We start from the raw sequence: 20,107 nt of genomic DNA on the forward strand, positions 1-20,107 counted from the left end.
GCTCACGCCCCGTTAAAAAATGTTCGGGAGAACCACTTTTTCCATTCTTCTTCAGCTTTAAAGTGATCGATATTTCCGTCCGCGTCTCTATTCCTGTCGCAGGACACCCTGAACATGTTCAAACATCTGGAATAGTTATGAGCTTCCATGACCTGCGGAAGCATGGAACCGGCTTCCGCTATATGGCTCTTCATCCTTCCTCTGTAAAGGATCTCTTTACCCGCCTCTTCGAGGCTTATTCCCCATTTTTTTGCGATCTTCTGTATAGACTCCGAGCGTCCCGTATCGATCCTGTCGCTTGACATCAGCTCATCCGAAGACGGATCGTACGTCATCAGATCATTGAAAACGCTTTCGGGATCATCATTTGACTGGCCTTTGATGACTTCCGCGACCTGCAAGACCCTTCTTTCTCGCGACATGCTTCCCCCCGGCCTTACCGTGGAACAGATCACCACAACGTCAGTGGACTTAAAAGATGCGGGCGGGACGCCTATATCATGCACGACTCTCTCATAAACGTCCCTGCATGAAGCTCCATGTATGGTGCCCATGACAGAGTTTCCCGAGGCCCCCACCCTCATTGCCTCATAAAGCGACTTTGCTTCCAGCCCTCGTACTTCGCCCAGTATCAGTGCCGACTCACCCAGCCTCAAAGCAGCTCTCAGGGCATCGGAGGCCTGAAACTCAGCTTCCGAGCCCGATACCGCAGCCCTCGTATTAATGCTTTGAGCCTTCCACCCGTGCCTTTGCATGTCCTCTACCGGGAGCTCCGGCGTATCCTCTATGACCAGTATGCGATAACACTGGGGTATTTCCAGCATGAGCGAGCTTAACAGCGAAGTCTTTCCGGCGCCTCTTGACCCTGTTACAAGCATGGAGGACTGCCCGTCCACAAGGAATGATAAAAGCCCTGCGGTATAGGGTGATAGCATTTTCAGGCTTATTAGCTGGGGAAGCGTCCAGGGCGTCTTCTTATGCCGCCTGAACGCATACGCAAGGCCCCTGGTCAGCGGGCTGCCTATGACCGACACTCTCGTATGAAAATCCCCGAGGTCCATATCGAGCACGGGATTAGCTTCCGAGAACGGCCTGCCCGATATGGCCCTCAGCCTGGATATCATAGACTCAACGTCGCTCTCGGATAAAAAAACGTTACTTGCGCACTCTTCGCCATCAACGACTACGTGAAGCGGGTTCAATCCGACCGGAGCGTTGACATATGCATCCTGTATATGGGGGTCGTTAAGGATGTCTTCCAGTATCCCCAGGCCGCTCGTATACTTGACCAGCACAGCAGTAAGGCTTTCAAGCCTCGAGACATCCATTTTGATATTCCTGGCCATTGCCTCTTTAGCCAGAGATGTCTTCGCATGCCTGGTAAAAAAAGGCCTGACATTAGAGCTGTCCAAAAAGTCGATAGTGTCAGGGCGATGTTTCAGAAGGCGGTCCCTGGCACCGACTATGAGGGCCAGGTCGTTTTCATCCATGGCATATTCCCATGGTACAACGAAATATAGCTTCTCCAGGCTTCCCGGGAGCTCATAGATCGACACATGAAGCGGATGCGCAAGGTTATCGCCTTCGACGTCGTATGATCTGATAAAGACGGATTCGGCCGGAGGCTCCATAAGTATTTTCGTGTTCGAGAAACGCGGCATGACATACGGTACGGGTTTCTCGCGGGGGAATGAACGATCCCGGCCCACAATACCGGATATCTTGATCAATTCTCTTATGAACGCGTTGTATCTTTCAACACAATGGCTGCAATGCCCGGATCCCTGGATGGGATCAATATCTCTTATCAGGGATCTTATAAGTCCCTGAAATTTTATCGGGTCGTCGCATGACGTTTCGAGGATATCCATAATGTTATGATGTCTGGAGGCATCGCATTTGCCGCACCCGTATTTTGACATGGTGGATAAATGAAGATCAAGATCGTCTTTGAACGAGACGATACTTAGAATAGTGTCAAGGGAATCTCCGCTATACTCCCTCACAAGGTTCCTTTTCAATAGCAGCCTGTCAACACCGCCTCTTCCTGAAAGGCTCTTGATCATTCCCCTCCTGCAATTATTGTCGTCAAAGGTGGACCTGTTTTTACATAATGAACAATCTATCGTGGCATCCATACCCCGATACCCTGCGTTAAACCGTACCGGACAATATGATTCACAGCGCTTATTTTGTCTATCAATTCCCAAAAGCCGCTCATATGTCCTTGCTATCCGCTCGTACGTCACTGCAGGGCTGATATGTAACATAATTACACCAAATTGCAACTAAGTAAATTAATGTCTTATGATAAATAATTTATCTTAAACAGCCCTAAAAGATGGATCAGAATATAAAATCATTAATATGCGGCCCATATTTACAAAAAATTGTTTAATATTTTAATATCGTTAATATATCTGTAAGTTTTAAAGTCCTCCGATAATGCAGTAATCTGTTTTCAATGGTCTCTAACGGAGGACGGTCCATGGATGAACTTAAAGGTGTAAAGATATGTTTCATAGCAGATGACGGGTTTGAGGATACCGAATTAATGTACCCGCTTTTAAGGCTAAAGTACGAATGCGGTGCTGACGTGACGATCGCCGGAGTGAATAAAGGCGAGACCATCAAAGGAAAAATGGGGCTCGTAGTAAATACAGATATGACCTTTAAAGAGCTAAAGCCGGAAAAATTTGACGCGCTAGTGATCCCCGGCGGTCAAAGCCCTGACCACATTCGAATCTATCCCGAATTGATCAAGTTCGTACAAAATTTTGATAAGACAGGAAAGCCTGTAGCGTCCATCTGTCACGGCATACAGGTATTGATAACGGCGAAGGTACTTGAAGGAAGGAAAGCTACGGGCTGGAAATCCCTTGTAGTGGACATTGAGAACGCCGGGGCAAAATATGTCGATAAGGCTCTTGTCATGGATGGCCAGTACATATTTTCCAGACAGCCATCAGACCTGGGATATTTCTGCGATGCTATTATCAGCTCGCTGGTGAAAGCGCCGAAACGTGAAACCGAGAAAAGAAAGATCGCGATAAAGAGATGATCATGTTCTTCATTGACCGGCGCGATGCAGGAAAAAAGCTGGCTGAAAAGCTATCGGTATACAGGGGCGAGAAAATTTTCGTAATGGCGATACCCAGGGGCGGAGTTCCCATAGGTTATGAGATATCCAGAAGACTGCAGGTCCCTCTCGATCTTATCGTGCCAAGAAAATTACCGATACCATGGAGCCCCGAGGCAGGATTCGGGGCAGTGGCACCTGACGGCACTGTCGTTTTAAATGAAGAGCTTTTAGCCGGCCTGGGACTGACCGATAGGGAGATCTCGGATATCGCCGAAGAGGTTCTTGGGGAGGTTCGAAGAAGGCTAAGGACTTACCGTGGGGACAGGCCTTTTCCGGACCTCTCCGGAAAGACTGTCATAGTCGTGGATGACGGCCTGGCGTCAGGATATACGATGATAGCGGCGGTAAGGGCTCTAAAGAAACAGGACCCGAAAAAAGTGATCGTAGCGGTGCCTGTAAGCCCGGCTTCCGCTGTAAAAAAATTGTCGCAGGAAGCAGATGAAGTCATCACTCTACATACTCAGCCATTCGGCCCGTTCGCCGTGGCCAGTTTTTATGAAAGCTTCCCGGACCTTACTGATGAGGAAGTGATGGACCTGATAAATGAAAGCCTCTCTATGGCACGATCCTGAACGCTATCTCGATCACTCTGTCACGAAGGCGGATATGAAGGACATTATTTTTTCACATCAAAGGCAAGTAATGGGCATAAAGTGAATTTATTGAATATTTGAATCTGATGGATAACTTTATTTATTTTCAATATAATGTAATTAAATATGCTGTACGGCGATAAAAGGTATCTTCTAGGACGAAGGGACGGAGGATCTGACGGACTGTTGTTCCTTGGAAGGTATCTGGCACTTGATGGCTCGTCAGGGTCTCCTGTATTTTTGGATGTTTTAAAGCCGCATGCCATTCTCATTTGCGGAAAAAGGGGTTATGGCAAGTCATATACCATGGGGACGATTATAGAGGAGTTCGCACGCCTTCCCGCAGGGATAAGAAATAACTTTTCTGTGATCGTGGTCGACACTATGGGAATTTTTACATGTATGGGTTCCCCGAACCTGGCAGAGAAAAAATACCTTGAGAGCGAAGGCTTATCCCCCGAAGGATTAAATATCAAGATCTTCGCCCCCGGTATACATACCGGACGATATGATGACGTCGATGCGCTTACTTTTAAGATACCATCATCTTCATTATCGCCATATGATTATTGTGAGCTACTGGGTGTCGACCCGCTTAGCCCGCATGGGGCTGTACTTGCAGGTGCCATATGTTCCAGAAATAAATTTTCGATAGAGGACCTGATCGCAGAGATAAATTCTTCCGATGCGACCGATGATGTCCGATCTTCTTTGAACGGGCTGCTGACGATGATCTCAGCGTGGGACATCTTTTCCGCAGATGCCGATTATTCTCAGATAATGGAACCGGGGTCGGTGAACATTATCGATCTTAGCGGATACGGGCACGAGCCGGGGATAAAGTCCTGCATAGTGGCATCATTGTCCAGGGCGCTGTATGACATCAGGGTGGAAGCGAGGAGAAAAGAAAACACGGGATATCGAAGGACTCCACTCGTGTGGATGTTCATCGACGAAGCCCATATGTTCATGGATACCGGTGCGGGCAATGTGCTGATAAACGAGTGGCTCAGGCAGGGAAGGCAGCCGGGTCTATCATTGGTGCTCGCGACGCAGAGGCCTTCCGCTTTAGGAAGGGATGTCCTGTCACAGGCGGATATGATCATTTGCCACCGCCTGACGTTAAGGGATGACATCGAAGCGCTGGAAAAAGCAAGGCCATCATATGTAAAAGAGCCTGTGAACGAAGCATTATCAAGGCTTGGGGCAATAAGGGGCGCAGCAGTGATCGTGGACGATACCACCGAGTCGTATCATGTAGTAAAGGTCCGTCCGAGAGTCAGCCTGCATGGAGGGGGAGAGCCAATTGTTCGCAACGTGGATTGACCTGCTTTCTATATCCCTGGCATTTTTTTGCATGGCTATAGCGGCTTATGTAGACTGCAGGACTATGAGAATACCGAACAGGCTTACATTGCCTTTCATATTATCTGGCATAGGGCTTCTGGCATTTAGATGCTTTTTCGGTTCGTCAATCATTGAGGCTTTCTTGACCTGCCTCATCTCTTATCTCTACGTATACGCGTTATGGAGATGCGGACTATGGGGAGGCGGCGACGCAAAGGCGACACTGGCGATATTCCTTTTACTATCCCCTGTGTATCCGCCTTTGATGTTCATGGCCGGATTTTCCGTATGCCTTTCAATAGCGCTGTTTACCAGACACTTCCTGATAGAGGCCATTTATGCGATGGTCCGTGGAAAGTTAAGGGCCATATTTATAGCATCGCTACCTGTCAGTATCTTTCTAATATCATTCATTCTCCTTTCACCGCATGGGTCATTCATTGCATTTATCGGGAGCTTTTTAGCGATCGCTATTATCTCCGACGTTATGTCAGCATATATCCCTTATTCGGAAAGAATAGTGTTAGATGCAGGGCATCCGGAACAGGCGTGCGGCAGGGTACTTGCCGAAGATATCTACCTTATCGGAGATACTATGACGAGAAAGTCAAGACCTCCGGGATTTTTTCACGCTGCCATTTGTCATATACTCGACAGGCGCAGCGAGCTAAAACCGCTATTGCCATGCAGGAAAACCGGCCTGACAAAGGACGATATATGCATGTTGAACAAATATACGGATAGCGTAGAGGTGATCATTCAGCGCCCGATGGGCCCTGCGTTATTATTCTCGCTCCTGCTTTCTCTTCCATTCACCTGTATTTTTCCGGGGTTGATATTATCCTGACCGATGAAACAGGGGTCGATTCATTTCCTGTGGAGATGGCGGGATGCCTGATATTGCTGGCGCTGATCATGAGCCTTACCCTATACGGTCTTAACAATGCCGTGATCCTGGCAAATACGGCATCGGTAGATGCCCAGCTACTTAAGTTAAAAGATGAATGCAAGTCAATGTTGTTGTCCCCTGCAGGAAATGTAATGGATACCACTTCAACTCCGGGCCTAACAAGGAAGGTATCCCTCACTCTCCCGGATAGTGTCGAATACGTCTCTTTCGGGTTCGATCCATGTTCGGGGAATTCGCATGAAGGGACTATATACTATAATGTCGCCGGCACGAAAAAAGCGGTGATAGTGGATGAAAGAGTATCTTTTAGAGAATCGTCCGAAGAAGGCAGTAAAATGCCATCGCAACGATATCTGATGATCACTTCCGGGGGCAGATATGAGATAATCTTTGAGCTTGTTTACGATCCAGCTTCAGGTAAAAAATATCTGGTCTCATACGATATGAGCTATTAGCGCCGCTATTATTTTTTCGTTTCCTGGAAAGTTATTATGAATTCCGTGCCATTTTCTCTATTCAGCTCTATGGTCCCGCCTAGCTGGCATGATAATGTATTTACGAGCTGAAGGCCAAGGGTCTCTGTGTTCTTGAAGTCCAGGCCGCCGGGGAACCCGATACCGTTGTCCCCGACTTTTAGTATAAATGTGATGCCTTCCTCGGTGTAATCACGGTTCAGCTCTATCCAGACTTCGCCGCTTCTTCCCCGGGGGAAAGCATATTTTAATGAATTGGACACAAGCTCGTTGATTATAAGCCCGCAAGGTATCGCGGTGTCAATGCCCAGGGATACTCTGTTTATTTTCGTTTTCAGGGTGATGTTGTTCTTGTATGCACCGTATGAATGGAATAAGTTATTTGTAAGGCTGCGGATATATTCGGCGAAATCTATCTTTGCCAGGTCTTTGGAAAGATATAGTTTTTCATGGATAAGGGCCATGGACTTGACGCGGTTCTGGCTTTCCCTGAACATGCCGAGAGCTTCCCTGTCCTTGACATATCCCGACTGGAGGTTGAGCAGGCTCGATATTATCTGCAGGTTATTTTTAACGCGGTGATGTATCTCTCTTAATAGCACCTCTTTTTCCTTCAGGGACTCCTTTATCATATCTTCCGCTTTTTTCTCGATCGTTATGTCGCGGAGCAGCTCTATCGCACCTATTATTTGCCCGTTAGCATCTCTTATCGGGGCGCTGCTGCCTCTTACGATGATGACATCGTTATCCTTCGTGGTGGCGGTCGTCTCATATCCCCTGACAATGTCGACCTTTTTCCAGCAATCGTCGCCCAGGCAATAGTTGTGGCAGATAGGCATCTTGAATATGTCATAGCACTTCCTTCCTATCGCCTCATCAAGCTGATATCCCGTCAGCTTGGCAGCGGGCTCGTTAAAAAATGTGATGTTCCGGTCGTTATCCACTACGAACATCGGATCGGAGATGCCTTTCAGGATAGACTCATTATAGTTTATACGGTACTTGATGTTATTCACCATGTAATGTACCATCTTTTTGATGGCGTTGCTGAGCTCTCCTATCTCGCCGCCTTTAGCGTCCGTCTCGACCTTGACATCCAGGTCTCCTGCGGCTATCTTGTTAGCGATGATCACAAGCTTGTCTATGGGTTTTGTGACCCTTGTGACTACGGCATAGCCTATGCCGACCGAAAGCATGGATGCGATTATCGCAATGGCCGCCGCCTGGACCTGCATGTTATTGAGCTCTACAAGCCCGGGCCCTATGTCATACCCTACGAAAAGCATTCCCACGATCTCGTCTTCGCCGTTTCTCAGCGGCTCGTAGTGGACGTAAAGGTCCCAGTAATCATAAACTTTTAAGGTACCTCTTACGACCTCTCCTTTATTAAGCACTCTATCGGCTACTTCCGGGCTTACTTTCGTACCGACTATCCTGTTACCCTGCGGGTCCATCAGTGTTGTCGCTATTCTCGTATCTCCCTGAAATATCGTACAATAGGCCCCTGACTCTTCGGTGATCGTGTCTACCAGGCCGAAATTGTTGTTTTGCACCTGCGCGGTGTAGACGACGCCCAGGATAGTATTGTTGTCATCGCATATCGGCAGGGCATTGATTATAGCAAGCCCTTCATTATTGACCATGCCTCCGAGCTTGTTCTCAAGGTCGTTCATACGGATGACCTGTTCAGGTACTATGTCGGTGACGGACGACTCTTTTCCATCAAGCGCGTCCCTGACCTGCGAGTTTATATTGTAGTCCCCGCTCTTGTTTGTCGTGGATCTTGCCACGACTATGGAATTATTGTCATAGACTGTGATAATGTCAAAAAAGCTGTACTTCTTAGAGTATTCGCCGAGAAGGCACTTTACTGTATGGTTATCCCTGGATCTCATGGCGGAGATCAGTTTGGGGTCCATGCTAATTCTCGCAGCGGCGTTGTTGTCCCTGTCCATCTGCGTCTTATAGTCTCTTTCCACCATCGCTGAGACGTCTTTTATTTTATCGTTGAACTGAGCATACTTATCCTGTGATATGGTGGTATAGTTATTGTATGTCAGGATGACCACGGGGACGATGGCGACTATGAACACTAATAGTAGGAGCTGAATAAAAATGCTGTTTAGATCTAGCTTTAAACCCATCCTCTCCCCGCCATACTATAGATAGTAATTGTCTATATTAGTGTCTTCACAATTTATAAATTATGTTTCAGAAAGGTAATTATTTGCTTTTTATGATTTTATAAAGTATTTATTTGTAATAATAAAAAAGTTGAGAATTTAACCCCGAAGGGTTAAACTCGCTTATTAATATATGCTAAGATAGTTCTCTATCTCCCATTTATGGACCTGGCTCCTGTACTCGTCCCATTCGATGCGCTTCGCGACCATATAGTTCTCATAGATGTGCGGTCCGAGGGCGCTCTTTATTATTTCGTCCGCTTCGAGCTCGTCGAGAGCTTCAGAAAGGTTCGCAGGAAGGCTCTTTATGCCCATATCGGATTTCTGCTGTTCCGTCAGGTGGTAAATGTTAAGGTTCACAGGCTCTCCGGGGTCTGTCTTCTTACGAATGCCGTCAATTCCTGCCTTTAAGGTCACGGCCAGGGCGAGATACGGGTTGCATGACGGGTCAGGGCACCTTAGCTCGGCGCGGGTGCCGACGCCTCTGCGAGCGGGGATCCTTACCAGCGGTGACCTGTTCTTCTCGGACCATGCGATATATACCGGAGCCTCATAGCCGGGGACAAGCCTCTTATACGAGTTGACCAGGGGGTTCGTCACTGCCGCATATCCTCTGGCGTGGCTGAGAAGCCCTCCGATATAGTATAATGCCGTCTTGCTTAGCTGGTATTTCGCGTTAGCGTCGTAGAATGCGTTCTTGTTCTTTTTGAACAGCGACTGGTGTACATGCATCCCCGAGCCGGCTTTCGCGAAGATGGGCTTTGGCATGAATGTGGCGTGAAGCCCGTACTGCATGGCTATCTTTCTTACGACGAATTTGAACGTGAGTATGTTGTCGGCCGTGGTCACAGCGTCAGCATACTTAAAGTCTATCTCGTGCTGCCCTTCTCCGACCTCGTGGTGAGAAGCCTCTATCTCGAATCCCATGCCCTGGAGGCTGGTGACCATCGCACGCCTTACCTCGTCGCCCAGATCGATGGGTGAAAGGTCAAAGTAGCCGCCCTTGTCCTTGGAGTTTAAGGTCGGGAACCCGTTCTCGTCGCGCTCGAAAAGGTAGAATTCCGCCTCGGGTCCGGCATTCATTGTGAAGCCCATCTCTTCAGCCTCTTTTATCACCCTCTTCAGGTTGCACCTGGGGCATCCTGCGAAAGGCTTTCCGTTAGAGTCATATACGTCACAGATGAGCCTTGCTACGTTACCGTACTCGCTTTTCCACGGGATCAATGAAAATGTAGTAAGGTCCGGCTTAAGATACATGTCGGATTCTTCTATCCTGACAAAGCCCTCTATCGATGAGCCATCGAACATTATGTCCCCGTCGAGCGCTTTTTCCAGCTGCTCCACAGGAATGGCGACGTTCTTAGTCGTGCCAAAAACATCGGTGAATTGAAGTTTTACGAACTTGACATTAAGCTCTTTGGCTTTTTCAAGTATGGCATCCTTAGTGATTTTGCTCATGTGATAGAATAACATCTTTTTGGATATTATTTTAATGTAGGAACTTTTTTTCCTACAATTTCATATTTAAATATTACGAATGATTATGAATTTTTATGAAAAGTTGCCAGTGTATGCCTTTTTATGGCATTCATAACATTTCATAACTTTTTATCGGAAATAATGATCATCAAAAAATTTCCCGAATGATTTTCTTACTTAATAGAATATATGTCCTCATTTTAAGTAAAGGCGGCTTAAAACGAGTCATAAAATGAAAATAAGGTTATTCGACTGGTTTTTATGATATTCGTTTAAGGACGGGCTAAGAATTTTACAGGTCGTATAATTTCGCAGTCCTTTTCTTTCGTGGCGGCTGAGGATTGTCGGAATACGGGTCATGCGAATCCGCGCCATCATCACCATATACCTCATTTACCGGCTCTTCCACTCCTTTGTGCCCTCTCTGAAGACGCTTGAAAATGGTTGCAACATCCTCATCTTCGGGAGTGTCTTCCTTAATATTATATACGGGCTCGTGGGCCTTTTGCACGATGGGCTTTACCGGGGCGCATTCTATGCTTTTGACAGTCGATTTGGTCTCTTCGATCACCTTAGTAAGCTCTTCGACCTTTGATGAAAGCTCTTTGATCTTCAGTTCCTTATCCTTGCTTTCGAACTTGAGGTTCATTATTTCGTTGTTGAGCCTCAGTATTTCCGCGTTCTTCTGGTCGATCTCTGCGTTTTTCTGATCGATGTCATATAATAGCTTTGAAACAAAAGCATTGTCCTGCGTCTTTTCGACGGGCACAGGCTTGTTCTGCCCGAACGGAACGAGGGCGGTGGAGGTCTCTGCAGGCTCCGCGAGCACAGACGTACCCGTGTTATTATCACTCTCAGAAGTCATGACTTCCCTGAAGGAATCGACGACCTTAAGCACCTGGTCCGTTGACTCGTCCTCTAATATCGACATTATGTCGCTCAGGTCAAAAAGCGACTTTCCCTTATTTGATTTGTCCGCACCGGTCATTTACTTGAACCGCAACCTACCCCTACCCTAGGCGTCTTAATGTTTAATGCTTCTATACAATAAACCTTTCTGTATGCAAAAATGAAAACTGTCTATCTTCCCGTGTTACATTTTGCCGGTTTTTATGGCGAGTTCGCAGGCGACAATAATAGCTAAAGGTCGCGGGATCAGACAATTCCGCGACCATACCCCTTCTACTTTCTGGTTATAATGAACAGTATCGCTGCGCCTGCCAGAGCGCCAGTCGCGAACATCGCTGCGAACATGGCGATATTGCCTATACCGTCAGATGGTTCGGGTGTCGGCTCCGGTGTCGGCGTCGGTGTCACGGTCGGCATAGGTGTCGGCGTGGCTGCAGGCTCTGCTTCGACCGGGGCAGACCTTACAAGAGTGAAAAGCCCGATATCCGATGGAGGCGAGACCTCTATTCTGCTCATGTTAATGTCCGTGCCGTCGATCAGTTTTGCCGTGTTTACCTGATAATTCGTACCGTCGTATCTGACAAGATAATATACATCTTCCGGCGTGGACTCATTTATAGCAGGAATGTCGAAGGTGAATTTCAGGGTCTCCTGGTTCAGGCTCCATCCGTAATTACAGAATCTTTCGATGCTGACCATTCCCAGGACATCGGTGCTGCACATCCCCAAAGGAAGGCCTTCGAAGCCGGCCGGCTTAAAGTCGATATTATATTTCAGGCCGTCCGGTTTTCCGCCCAGTTCCGCATTGATGGTAAGAGTGAATGTCTCGTTTTCGATCTCATCGCTTTTCTGCACGAGCATGACGGCGCTGAAGAAGCTCTTGCCGGTGACGTTCCCTATTACTGTGCCATTGGACGTCGTGACGTCTATGACGTACTGCTGGAAGGTTGGCTGGCTATAGGCCGGGGATGAACCGCCGCCGGATGGAGGGCTGGGTGTAGGTGTTGCTATCACGTCTCCTCCTCCCGGCGCATCAGGCGGTGTGATCTGTGCCAGTGCATACGAAGAAGAGATACAAACCGTTCCCATAATAAAAGTTAATAATATTGCTGTAGCCAGAATCATATTACATTTTTTGCTAGTCATTTATGCCCTCCGTATATTCATTCTATGTACACCCAGTACCCATAACATGGTTTCAGTGTTGTCAAATTACCCTGGTAATATATGTCTGTCCTTGGAGTATAGTAACCCCAGCCGTTTTTGGACTTATAATTAGTGTTATACCTGTCATATTCCCAGACAATGTGGCTGTTATAGTATACATCACTTACATTACGTTCCATAAAAGTCGGGTTACCTATAAGGTTCCAGCCCTGTTTTAATGGTATTTCAGTTGTCGGGGGGATCGAACCGAAAACTTCCAGGGATGTATTGTTCTCGCTATACACCCAGATACCCATCTTTTCGTTTACCTTTTCAAGCTTACCCTGATAATAGATATCTGTGCGCGGCGTATAATATGCCCAGCCATTTTTATTTGAATAGTCTGGGTCCGATAGGTTATATATCCATACTATGTGTATGTCGTCCTTTATCGAAGCGAACAGGTTTTCTACGCTTGAATTATATTCGTCCAGCACGACCGGTATCGATATGAGATTCCATCCCTTGGGAAGATCTATGGTCACATGTGACTTCTCATCATCGATAACATTGATAATGACACTATCAGGCTCATCTAAGACGGCGTTGCTCGATGCATTACTTAAGCTAAGGTAAAATGTCTCATTTCCCTCGCACCCGTCATCGTCCAGTATCTCCACCGTGAATGACCCTGTCGTATTCCCCGGGCTAAATGTCAGAGTGCCGCTAGCCTGCGTAAAATCGTCCCCCACGGTCGCAGTACCGTTCGATGTGGAATAGTCAACGGTCACTGCAGATGCAGCTGTCCCTGTCATTATTACTGTGATATTCAGGTTCCCGCCGCTTTCGTTGACATTATACGAAGGAGCCGTAAAACCGATGGATGGCCGGGACTCGTTATCGATTATCGTCAGGTTCGCGGTACTGTTGCCGCCGAACATGGCTTTTGACGACAGGTCGCTCAGGGTCAGGCTCAGTCTCTTATCTCCATCGTATGTGGCATCATCAATTATGGGTACTGAGAAAGTCTGTGTAGTGTTTCCGGGAACAAACGACAGTATTCCGCTCACATGTATATAATCTATCCCCGCCATTGCCGTATCGTTAGACGTGGCATATCTTACCGATACAACAGTGTCCGTCCTGTCTGTCAATGTCACCGCTATCGTCTTTGACCCCGAGTTCTCGTTGACCGTATACGCAGACGACGAGAATTGCATGACCGGCTTCGGATCGTCATTAAGGATCGTCAGGACCGACGTGTTCACAGGCCCCAATATCGAACCGTTCGTCGCGTTGCTTAAGGCCAACAGCACTGTCTCATTATTCTCGTAGACCGCATCGTTAAGCAGCGGTATATTAAAAGTCTTTGCAGTCTCGCCGTTATTGAATGTAAGGATACCGTTCGCGGCTGTATAGTCCTGGCCTGCCACTGCCGTTACGCCTGAAGTGGCATAGTTCACTTTAATGATGCCCTCGTCACCGTTCAGGCGATTCACCGTTATGACGGCGTTGCCGGCATTTTCATTGAACTGGTACTGGGCCGCAGAAAAAACCAGCTCGCCTGTAGCGTCATTTTCAACTATGTTGACCGTGACGTTCGAAATGCTGAGCCCGTTAAATTTCAGATCGCCGCTCGAAGATGAGTGGGTTATGACCGATACAGGGTCATCATTGAACATGTCATCATCTATTGCAGTGACTTCTATACACTCAGGTGTTTCCCATCCTGCTGGCGTGAACGTGACCGATGTCCTGTTAAGTGCGACTTTATCGTCGTTTCCGATGCTGATGACAACATCGCCGGCAGGCTCTGATCTCAAGGATATCATATAAACGCCGGAATCCCCTTCATCCAGGTTCATGGATAACGGGGATATGTCTATAATGCTGGACGTGAACGCTTTCAGGCATACGTTGGCCTCATCGAAAGTACCTGAGACGCTCCCGCTGGTCATATCTGTCCAGCTGACCCCGTTCGAACTTATGTAGCTCTCTCCCGGGTTAGAGGATGCATCGCTGCTATAGCCATACCATTTGTCCTCTATAGGGATCGGGTAATTGGTGCCCGGTGTCGTAAGCCTGACGACCACGGAGAACTTATTGCCGGTATGGAGTGCCATCTCGTCATTGAATTTCACCGTATGGTATCCCGCATCGGCTATAACACCCGACTTGTTCCCTAAAAGTGTCGAAGAGACCGGGCCGGATACGACATTATCATAAACGTATATCTCATAGCTTGACCCGGATACCGGCGTGTAGAAGCTTACCGCGGACAGCATTTCCTCGGCTTCGCACGTGAAGACGTTAGCGAACCATGCTGTATTAGAGCCAAATCCTCCAGTTGAAACCCATCCTAGCGGGTCGTACAGGTATGCCCGGTCATAGTTAGTGACGGGTTCCGCTGTGAATACTGCATTCTCTCTGCATATGCGAGTATCGTAGTACGAGATATAGAAATATCCATTCTCCCCCCAGTCCTCGCCCCAGCTGTTCTTTATTATGAAAGCCCCGTTGCCTGCAGGCGCGGTCTTAAAGTTATTTTTATCAAAATCATCATCCCAGCCTACTATCGCTACTGCATGATTGGGCGATGAAGTGCTTGTATAACGGTATGAGTTGCTGGTATAGTTCATGTATGTGGGTGACCAGTACATTACTGTGTAGACAGCGCCATAAGTCATCACTGCGGACTTGATAGCGTCATTATCCGTATAGCCTGACCTACCCGGTATGAATATGACGTCCTGGACATGTTTTTGCACGGGGAGCCCCGGCGGCGAATATCCTGACGTATCGCTGTACGGGTCGTCCGATTCATTCACCGGACCGCTCCATCTGGCCAGATACGCAGTAGATATATACTGGTTACCTCCATCATCCCAGTCCCTGTCAAAGCCGTCCAGGTTTTTCATGTTGTTCTCGGAGAAGTCCCATAGTTCACCGGGCAACAGGAATGACTCTAAAGAGGCGTATGTAGCTTGCGCCCAGCAACTGCCGGCGCTGCCCTGGTCCCTTATCCCTGTCAATTTTCCAAGGGTACGAAGGTCATAATATACAGGGTAGCTAACGGTGTCAGACCCATACATTACCATATGATCATAATTCAAGCCTGGTAGATCATACGGAGATGGTATAAGCCCCGTAACACGCTCTACACCGGATCCTTCCATGAGCATGAAGGATGGGGGGTCTTGTAGATACGCTAAGAACTCCGGGTTAACAGGGCCTTTTTGGAACTCGCAGGACGAAGATCCGTTCAGGATCCTTATAGTGTCAATTTGTTGCGGGTCGCTGTACTGCGCTCCTGTAGGAGTTACGGCTGAAAACATCAGTAAAAATATGATGGCTAACGTTATTGTACCTCTTATACATCCCCTCATTTGTTACCCCCGTTAAAGCTCTAAAAATCTAGTGACGATCGTTATTTAACCTGTAAATTTGTATGTTTTCACCGAGTTCATGCAGATTGTCGATTTTTAAGCAAGCCTATATATATTGTTTATTAGCAAGCTAACCGTTTATAAATCTTTCTTGATTATAACAAGTAATTATAATTTTCAGGCGACTAAAACGTAAATGAAATCGAATAGAATAAAAAGCTTCAAATTATCTACGTTCAGGAATAAGGCATGTCATATCCCTTAAAACCGATAAATATATACACATCACAAAACATAAGGCGAAGGGTATATCCAAACATTAAATTCACAGGATACCAGGCGGTTACGCTCCCATGATATCAGGGAATGTGAAATTCGCCTGTTGTCATCGATGCATCAACTTAACCTCGAGGAAAGGAAATGGACGACAAACAGATAAAAAAGATGATGAAGCCGGAGTTCGCGAAGAACTATGAGAAATACTATCCGGTCAAGACATTAACTTCATTAGGCTACTCAAGGCACGTATGTAAGCACTGCGGCAGGGGCTTCTGGAGCCAGGACGAGAGGGATTTCTGCGAGGAGGCGGAATGCAGCGGCGGTTACCGGTTCATCGGGGAACAGCTTACGAAAAAGCCGTTCGGGTACAAGGAAGCGTGGGACGTTTACGTTAAGACGTTCGAAGAGTGGGGCTATGTGCCTCTCGAAAGGTACCCGACCGTTTGCAGGTGGTACGAGGACCTGTACTTTGTGGCGGCAGGCATTAACGACTTCCAGCCGTACGTCGTTTCAGGCGAGATCGAGCCTCCCGCGAGAGCCGTCCTCGAGCCTCAGTTTTGCTTAAGGTTTAACGACATCGACAATGTAGGTATCACCGGCAGGCACTACACCGGCTTTATCATGGTTGGCCAGCATGTCTTTAACTCGCCCGAGCATTTCGTCTACTTCAAGGAAGAGGGCATAGCTCAGATCCATCATTTCCTTACACAGGGATTGGGCATCCCGGCACATGAGATCGTCTTCCACGAGGACGTATGGGCCGGCGGAGGCAACTTCGGCCCTTCCATCGAATATTTCTCAAGAGGACTGGAGCTCGGTAACCAGGTCTATATGCAGTTTGAGCAGTTGCCGGACGGCAGTTTCCGCGAGCTCAGGACAAAGGTCATCGACATGGGCGCTGGACTTGAGAGATGGGCATGGTTCAGCCAGGGCAAACCGATGTCGTACGACGCGACCTTCCCGAGGACCATGGAATTCATATATGAAAAGACCGGCTACCGGCCTGACCAGGAATTTCTCGCAAAGTTCGCAAGATATGCGGGCATACTTAACGTCGATGACATAGAGGACATGGGCTCAGTGTGGAACGATGTCGCCAGGCAGATGGGCATGGACATCAACGAGCTCAAGAATATCGTCTATAAGAACAGGGCGCTATACGCGATAGCTGACCACACAAGAAGCCTTCTCGTGGCCATACATGACGGTGCGCTGCCGTCCAACGTCGGCGGCGGGTATAACCTGCGTAACCTTCTCAGGAGATGCTGGACTCTCATCGACCAGTACGGTTTCGACCTCGACCTGAACGACGTATTCCGGTCACACATAGACGAGTTCGGCTCGTGGTACACAGAGCTGCGAGATTACGGCTCGCTCTTTGACATCCTTGAAGTAGAGCGCAAGAGGTACGAGGAGTCAAAGCGCAAGAGCAGGGATATCATTAAGAGAATGGTCAAGAGCAAAGAGGAATTTACGCCCGAAAAGCTCGTCGAATTATATGACTCGCAGGGAATATCCCCGGAACTTATCAAGGAAGCGAAGCCGGATGTCCATATCCCCGAAGACTTTTACGTAAAGGTGCAGGCAAGGCATGAGTCAAAGCAGGCCCGCAAGATCGAGGCGAATGAGGCCCAGGGCCTCCCGAAGACCAGGGCATTATACTACGAGCGTCCTCAGGAGTTCGAGTTCGATGCAGAGGTCGTAAAAATGCTGTCCCCGGTCAAAGTCGTGCTCGACCAGACCCTGTTCTATCCGCTCGGAGGCGGACAGGCGAGCGATACCGGCCTAATCAACGGGATTCCCGTAAAGGACGTCTACAAGCAGGACGGAGTCATCGTCCATGTTCTTGAGTCGGCTCTGCCGGAGGGAACTAAAACTGTCAGATGCCTTGTGGATAAGGCGAGAAGAAGGATCCTGGCTGCCCACCACAGCGCGACCCATATCGTGAACTATGCCGCAAGGAAAGTCCTCGGCGACCACGTATGGCAGGCAGGCGCGGAAAAGACGCCCGATAAGGCAAGGCTCGACATCACCCATTACGAATCACTGACCTTCGAACAGCTTCAGGAAATAGAGCGCGTGGCGAACGATATCGTGATGCAGCACATCCCGATCACTGTCAGGGAAATGTCCAGGTCGGAGGCTGAAAGGGAGTATTCGATGCGTATATACCAGGGAGGAGCAGTGCCCGGAAAAGTCCTGAGGATAGTCAACGTTCACGGCTTCGACGTAGAGGCGTGCGGAGGCATTCACGTCGATAATACCTCAAAGGTAGGATTCATCAAGATGATGTCCAGCGAGAGGATCCAGGATGGAGTTGTACGACTCGAGTTTAAAGCCCTTGAGAACTCTCTTAAGGAGATACAGCACCAGGAGAGCATCCTGAAGGAGGTATCCGACCTCTGGGGAGTCGGCTATGACGACATACCAAAGACCGCGTCAAGGTTCTTCAACGAATGGAAGGAGCTTTCAAAGAAGAACAAGGAGCTTGAGACCGAGTTCGCAAAGAGGCTCGTTGAGACCTCTATAAAATGCGGCGATACGGTGATCGAGCTGGATCTTCCGGTGAGCGATTTCGGCACGCTGATGAAAGCCGTAGGCTCCATGAAGAAAGAGTTCAAGGGCAAGACCGTCATATTAAAAGGCGACAACTTCGCCTACGGTTATTCGGATAACATTGACGTAAAAGAAAAGCTTGGAGAGAGCTTCATGAACGTTGACGGCAGCGAGCATGAGGCCAGGGCTTTCAAGGCTAAAGCAAAGGCATGAAAGCCTCTTCAATCTATTTTTTCATAAAGGGCTGAAGAACTGTTTCTATTTCAAAGGCTAAACTTACAACTGGATGGACATGTTTTTTTTAAACATCCAGTTATAAGAGAAAAGTGATGTTCTCGAGTTTCTTGCGGGCCGTTGAATTAAATATCATTTCTTTTAATTCTGTTAAGCTATATTACATCGATATAACGGGGCTTATTCGTCTTTGATTTTGAGTTATTTTAGTTTTATTTCTATTAAAATAACCATATGATCTTTCAAAAATCATAAATAAAATCCGAAATACGGGCTTTTAAGAAGCTACCGGATATTCGACATAATTATATAATATACTGTGATTTATTATTAGTATATATACGAGCTAGGAAAGCCATTAAAATGTTTATTCTGGAGAGTTTATATGCTTGAAGAATCGATGTCCGAACGAAACAATGAACTCAAGCTCGTACTATCTAGACTTAAAGGAATGGGCGTTGAATCTTCGGCGATTGTGAGGCGCGACGGTGTCATGATCACTGCGGAGATGACGCTCGGGGAAGAGCAGAGAGAGACTTTTGCCGCGATGTCCGCCGCTATGCTCGGGGCGGCCGAGACCGCCGTTTCTGAAATGAAACAGGGAATACCCAGGCGGATCGTGCTTGAGATCGGGGGTAAAAAGCTTATTGCACAAGGGGCAGGACCTGTTGTGTTACTCGTCGCTCTCGTTGGGCCAAAAGCGGATGTTCCCCGGATATATGGCGAGATAGATAAGGCGGCCATAGAGGTCAGAAAAATAATAAAGCAAGAAGGACGTTAGGCTCGAAGAGTCATTTTCTAAGATAAAGTAATCACGAGCGTTGTCATGATAGTTTAAAAAAGATTTAAATGGGATTCAATTTCAACTGCTCTTTGCCATGCCTGTCAGGAAGTCCTTTAAAATATTCAGGCCTTTTAACAACAACAGGAACGCTCCGCATGAGCCAAGGATCAGGCTTACGCCGTCTAAGGCAAGCAGGAACCATGTGATATAGTTTTCCGGGACCCTGTCGAGCACCGATACGAATTGTCCGCCCCAGAGGACCGTACATGCTACCTTATCGAACTGGTAGAATATCGCTATGAAGATCAATATCAGTACGAATGATGCGGCCAGGTTTTTTATGTTGTTCAGGTTTATCTTGTTCAAGCCGAGCAGCAGCAGGAACACAGCCGCGGCAAGTATGTAAGTATTATTGATCAACTGGTAGAATAGAACGTCCGCCGGCATGAAATATTTAAGTATCTCGCCTATCACCAGAATTATCGCTGCGCCAATGATCACCATTGCTACGTGGACAAGCACATTGCGTGTATCCCCGTTTAGAAAGTCCAAGTTTTTCCCTGGCAAATCTGACATATGTACTAATCAAGCGTCTAATGTAAAAAAGCTTTTTTCTCAGTGAAATTAATTGTATAAATCCTATTTTTCATGAATTATAGTTATTTGTGGGCATCGTGAAAAAGTAT

The 20,107-nt window shown here is 47.6% G+C and carries 14 protein-coding genes; 7 read left to right on the forward strand and 7 right to left on the reverse strand.

Annotated features, from left to right (window positions below; all coding sequences use genetic code 11):
- Positions 1–2: 2 nt before the first annotated feature.
- Positions 3–2,270, reverse strand: a complete 2,268-nt coding sequence (locus CUJ83_RS10675; RefSeq protein WP_230742297.1) for a type II/IV secretion system ATPase subunit — start codon at positions 2,268–2,270, stop codon at positions 3–5.
- A 218-nt stretch (positions 2,271–2,488) separates the two neighbouring features.
- On the opposite strand from CUJ83_RS10675, the gene CUJ83_RS10680 reads away from it, so the two are divergent.
- From CUJ83_RS10680 to CUJ83_RS10700, 5 genes are all read left to right on the forward strand, one after another.
- Positions 2,489–3,061 carry a type 1 glutamine amidotransferase domain-containing protein gene (locus tag CUJ83_RS10680; RefSeq protein WP_230742298.1) on the forward strand — a complete coding sequence of 191 codons (573 nt, stop codon included), beginning with the start codon at positions 2,489–2,491 and terminating at the stop codon, positions 3,059–3,061.
- Positions 3,062–3,063: 2 nt separating this feature from the next.
- A complete protein-coding gene (locus CUJ83_RS10685; RefSeq protein ID WP_230742299.1) occupies positions 3,064–3,714 on the forward strand; it encodes a phosphoribosyltransferase in 651 nt (216 codons plus the stop codon).
- A 147-nt stretch (positions 3,715–3,861) separates the two neighbouring features.
- Entirely contained in the window at positions 3,862–5,061 is a 1,200-nt protein-coding gene (locus CUJ83_RS10690; protein ID WP_230742300.1) for an ATP-binding protein, read from the forward strand.
- Entirely contained in the window at positions 5,042–5,929 is an 888-nt protein-coding gene (locus tag CUJ83_RS10695) for a prepilin peptidase (protein WP_230742301.1), read from the forward strand. Before CUJ83_RS10690 ends, CUJ83_RS10695 begins: the two co-directional genes overlap by 20 nt.
- Positions 5,930–5,958: 29 nt before the next feature.
- Positions 5,959–6,447, forward strand: a complete 489-nt coding sequence (locus CUJ83_RS10700; RefSeq protein ID WP_230742302.1) for a hypothetical protein — start codon at positions 5,959–5,961, stop codon at positions 6,445–6,447.
- 8 nt (positions 6,448–6,455) lie between these two features.
- Here CUJ83_RS10700 and CUJ83_RS10705 read toward each other — a convergent pair whose 3' ends face one another.
- From CUJ83_RS10705 to CUJ83_RS10725, 5 genes are all read right to left on the reverse strand, one after another.
- Positions 6,456–8,609, reverse strand: a complete 2,154-nt coding sequence (locus tag CUJ83_RS10705) for a histidine kinase dimerization/phosphoacceptor domain -containing protein (protein ID WP_230742303.1) — start codon at positions 8,607–8,609, stop codon at positions 6,456–6,458.
- A 165-nt stretch (positions 8,610–8,774) separates the two neighbouring features.
- Positions 8,775–10,106, reverse strand: coding sequence for a type I glutamate--ammonia ligase (gene glnA / locus CUJ83_RS10710; protein ID WP_230742304.1), 1,332 nt, complete (start codon positions 10,104–10,106; stop codon positions 8,775–8,777).
- A 313-nt stretch (positions 10,107–10,419) separates the two neighbouring features.
- On the reverse strand, positions 10,420–11,115 hold the full coding sequence (locus CUJ83_RS10715) for a hypothetical protein (protein ID WP_230742305.1): 696 nt from the start codon (positions 11,113–11,115) through the stop codon (positions 10,420–10,422).
- Between the two features lie 194 nt (positions 11,116–11,309).
- Positions 11,310–12,182: a hypothetical protein gene (locus CUJ83_RS10720; RefSeq protein WP_230742306.1), complete on the reverse strand. Its 873-nt coding sequence runs from the start codon at positions 12,180–12,182 to the stop codon at positions 11,310–11,312.
- Positions 12,183–12,199: 17 nt separating this feature from the next.
- Positions 12,200–15,568 carry a Calx-beta domain-containing protein gene (locus tag CUJ83_RS10725; RefSeq protein ID WP_230742307.1) on the reverse strand — a complete coding sequence of 1,123 codons (3,369 nt, stop codon included), beginning with the start codon at positions 15,566–15,568 and terminating at the stop codon, positions 12,200–12,202.
- A gap of 420 nt (positions 15,569–15,988) precedes the next feature.
- On the opposite strand from CUJ83_RS10725, the gene alaS reads away from it, so the two are divergent.
- Both alaS and CUJ83_RS10735 read left to right on the forward strand, forming a co-directional pair.
- The gene (alaS, locus tag CUJ83_RS10730) at positions 15,989–18,616 is read left to right on the forward strand and encodes an alanine--tRNA ligase (protein WP_230742308.1); all 2,628 of its coding nucleotides are present in this window, start codon (positions 15,989–15,991) and stop codon (positions 18,614–18,616) included.
- 406 nt (positions 18,617–19,022) lie between these two features.
- On the forward strand, positions 19,023–19,418 hold the full coding sequence (locus tag CUJ83_RS10735; protein ID WP_230742309.1) for a roadblock/LC7 domain-containing protein: 396 nt from the start codon (positions 19,023–19,025) through the stop codon (positions 19,416–19,418).
- An 81-nt stretch (positions 19,419–19,499) separates the two neighbouring features.
- Here the strand turns inward: CUJ83_RS10735 and CUJ83_RS10740 are convergent, their stop codons facing one another.
- Positions 19,500–19,997, reverse strand: coding sequence for a hypothetical protein (locus CUJ83_RS10740; RefSeq protein ID WP_230742310.1), 498 nt, complete (start codon positions 19,995–19,997; stop codon positions 19,500–19,502).
- Between the last annotated feature and the right edge of the window lie 110 nt (positions 19,998–20,107).

Source organism: Methanooceanicella nereidis (assembly GCF_021023085.1).
Classification (GTDB): Archaea; Halobacteriota; Methanocellia; order Methanocellales; family Methanocellaceae; genus Methanooceanicella; species Methanooceanicella nereidis.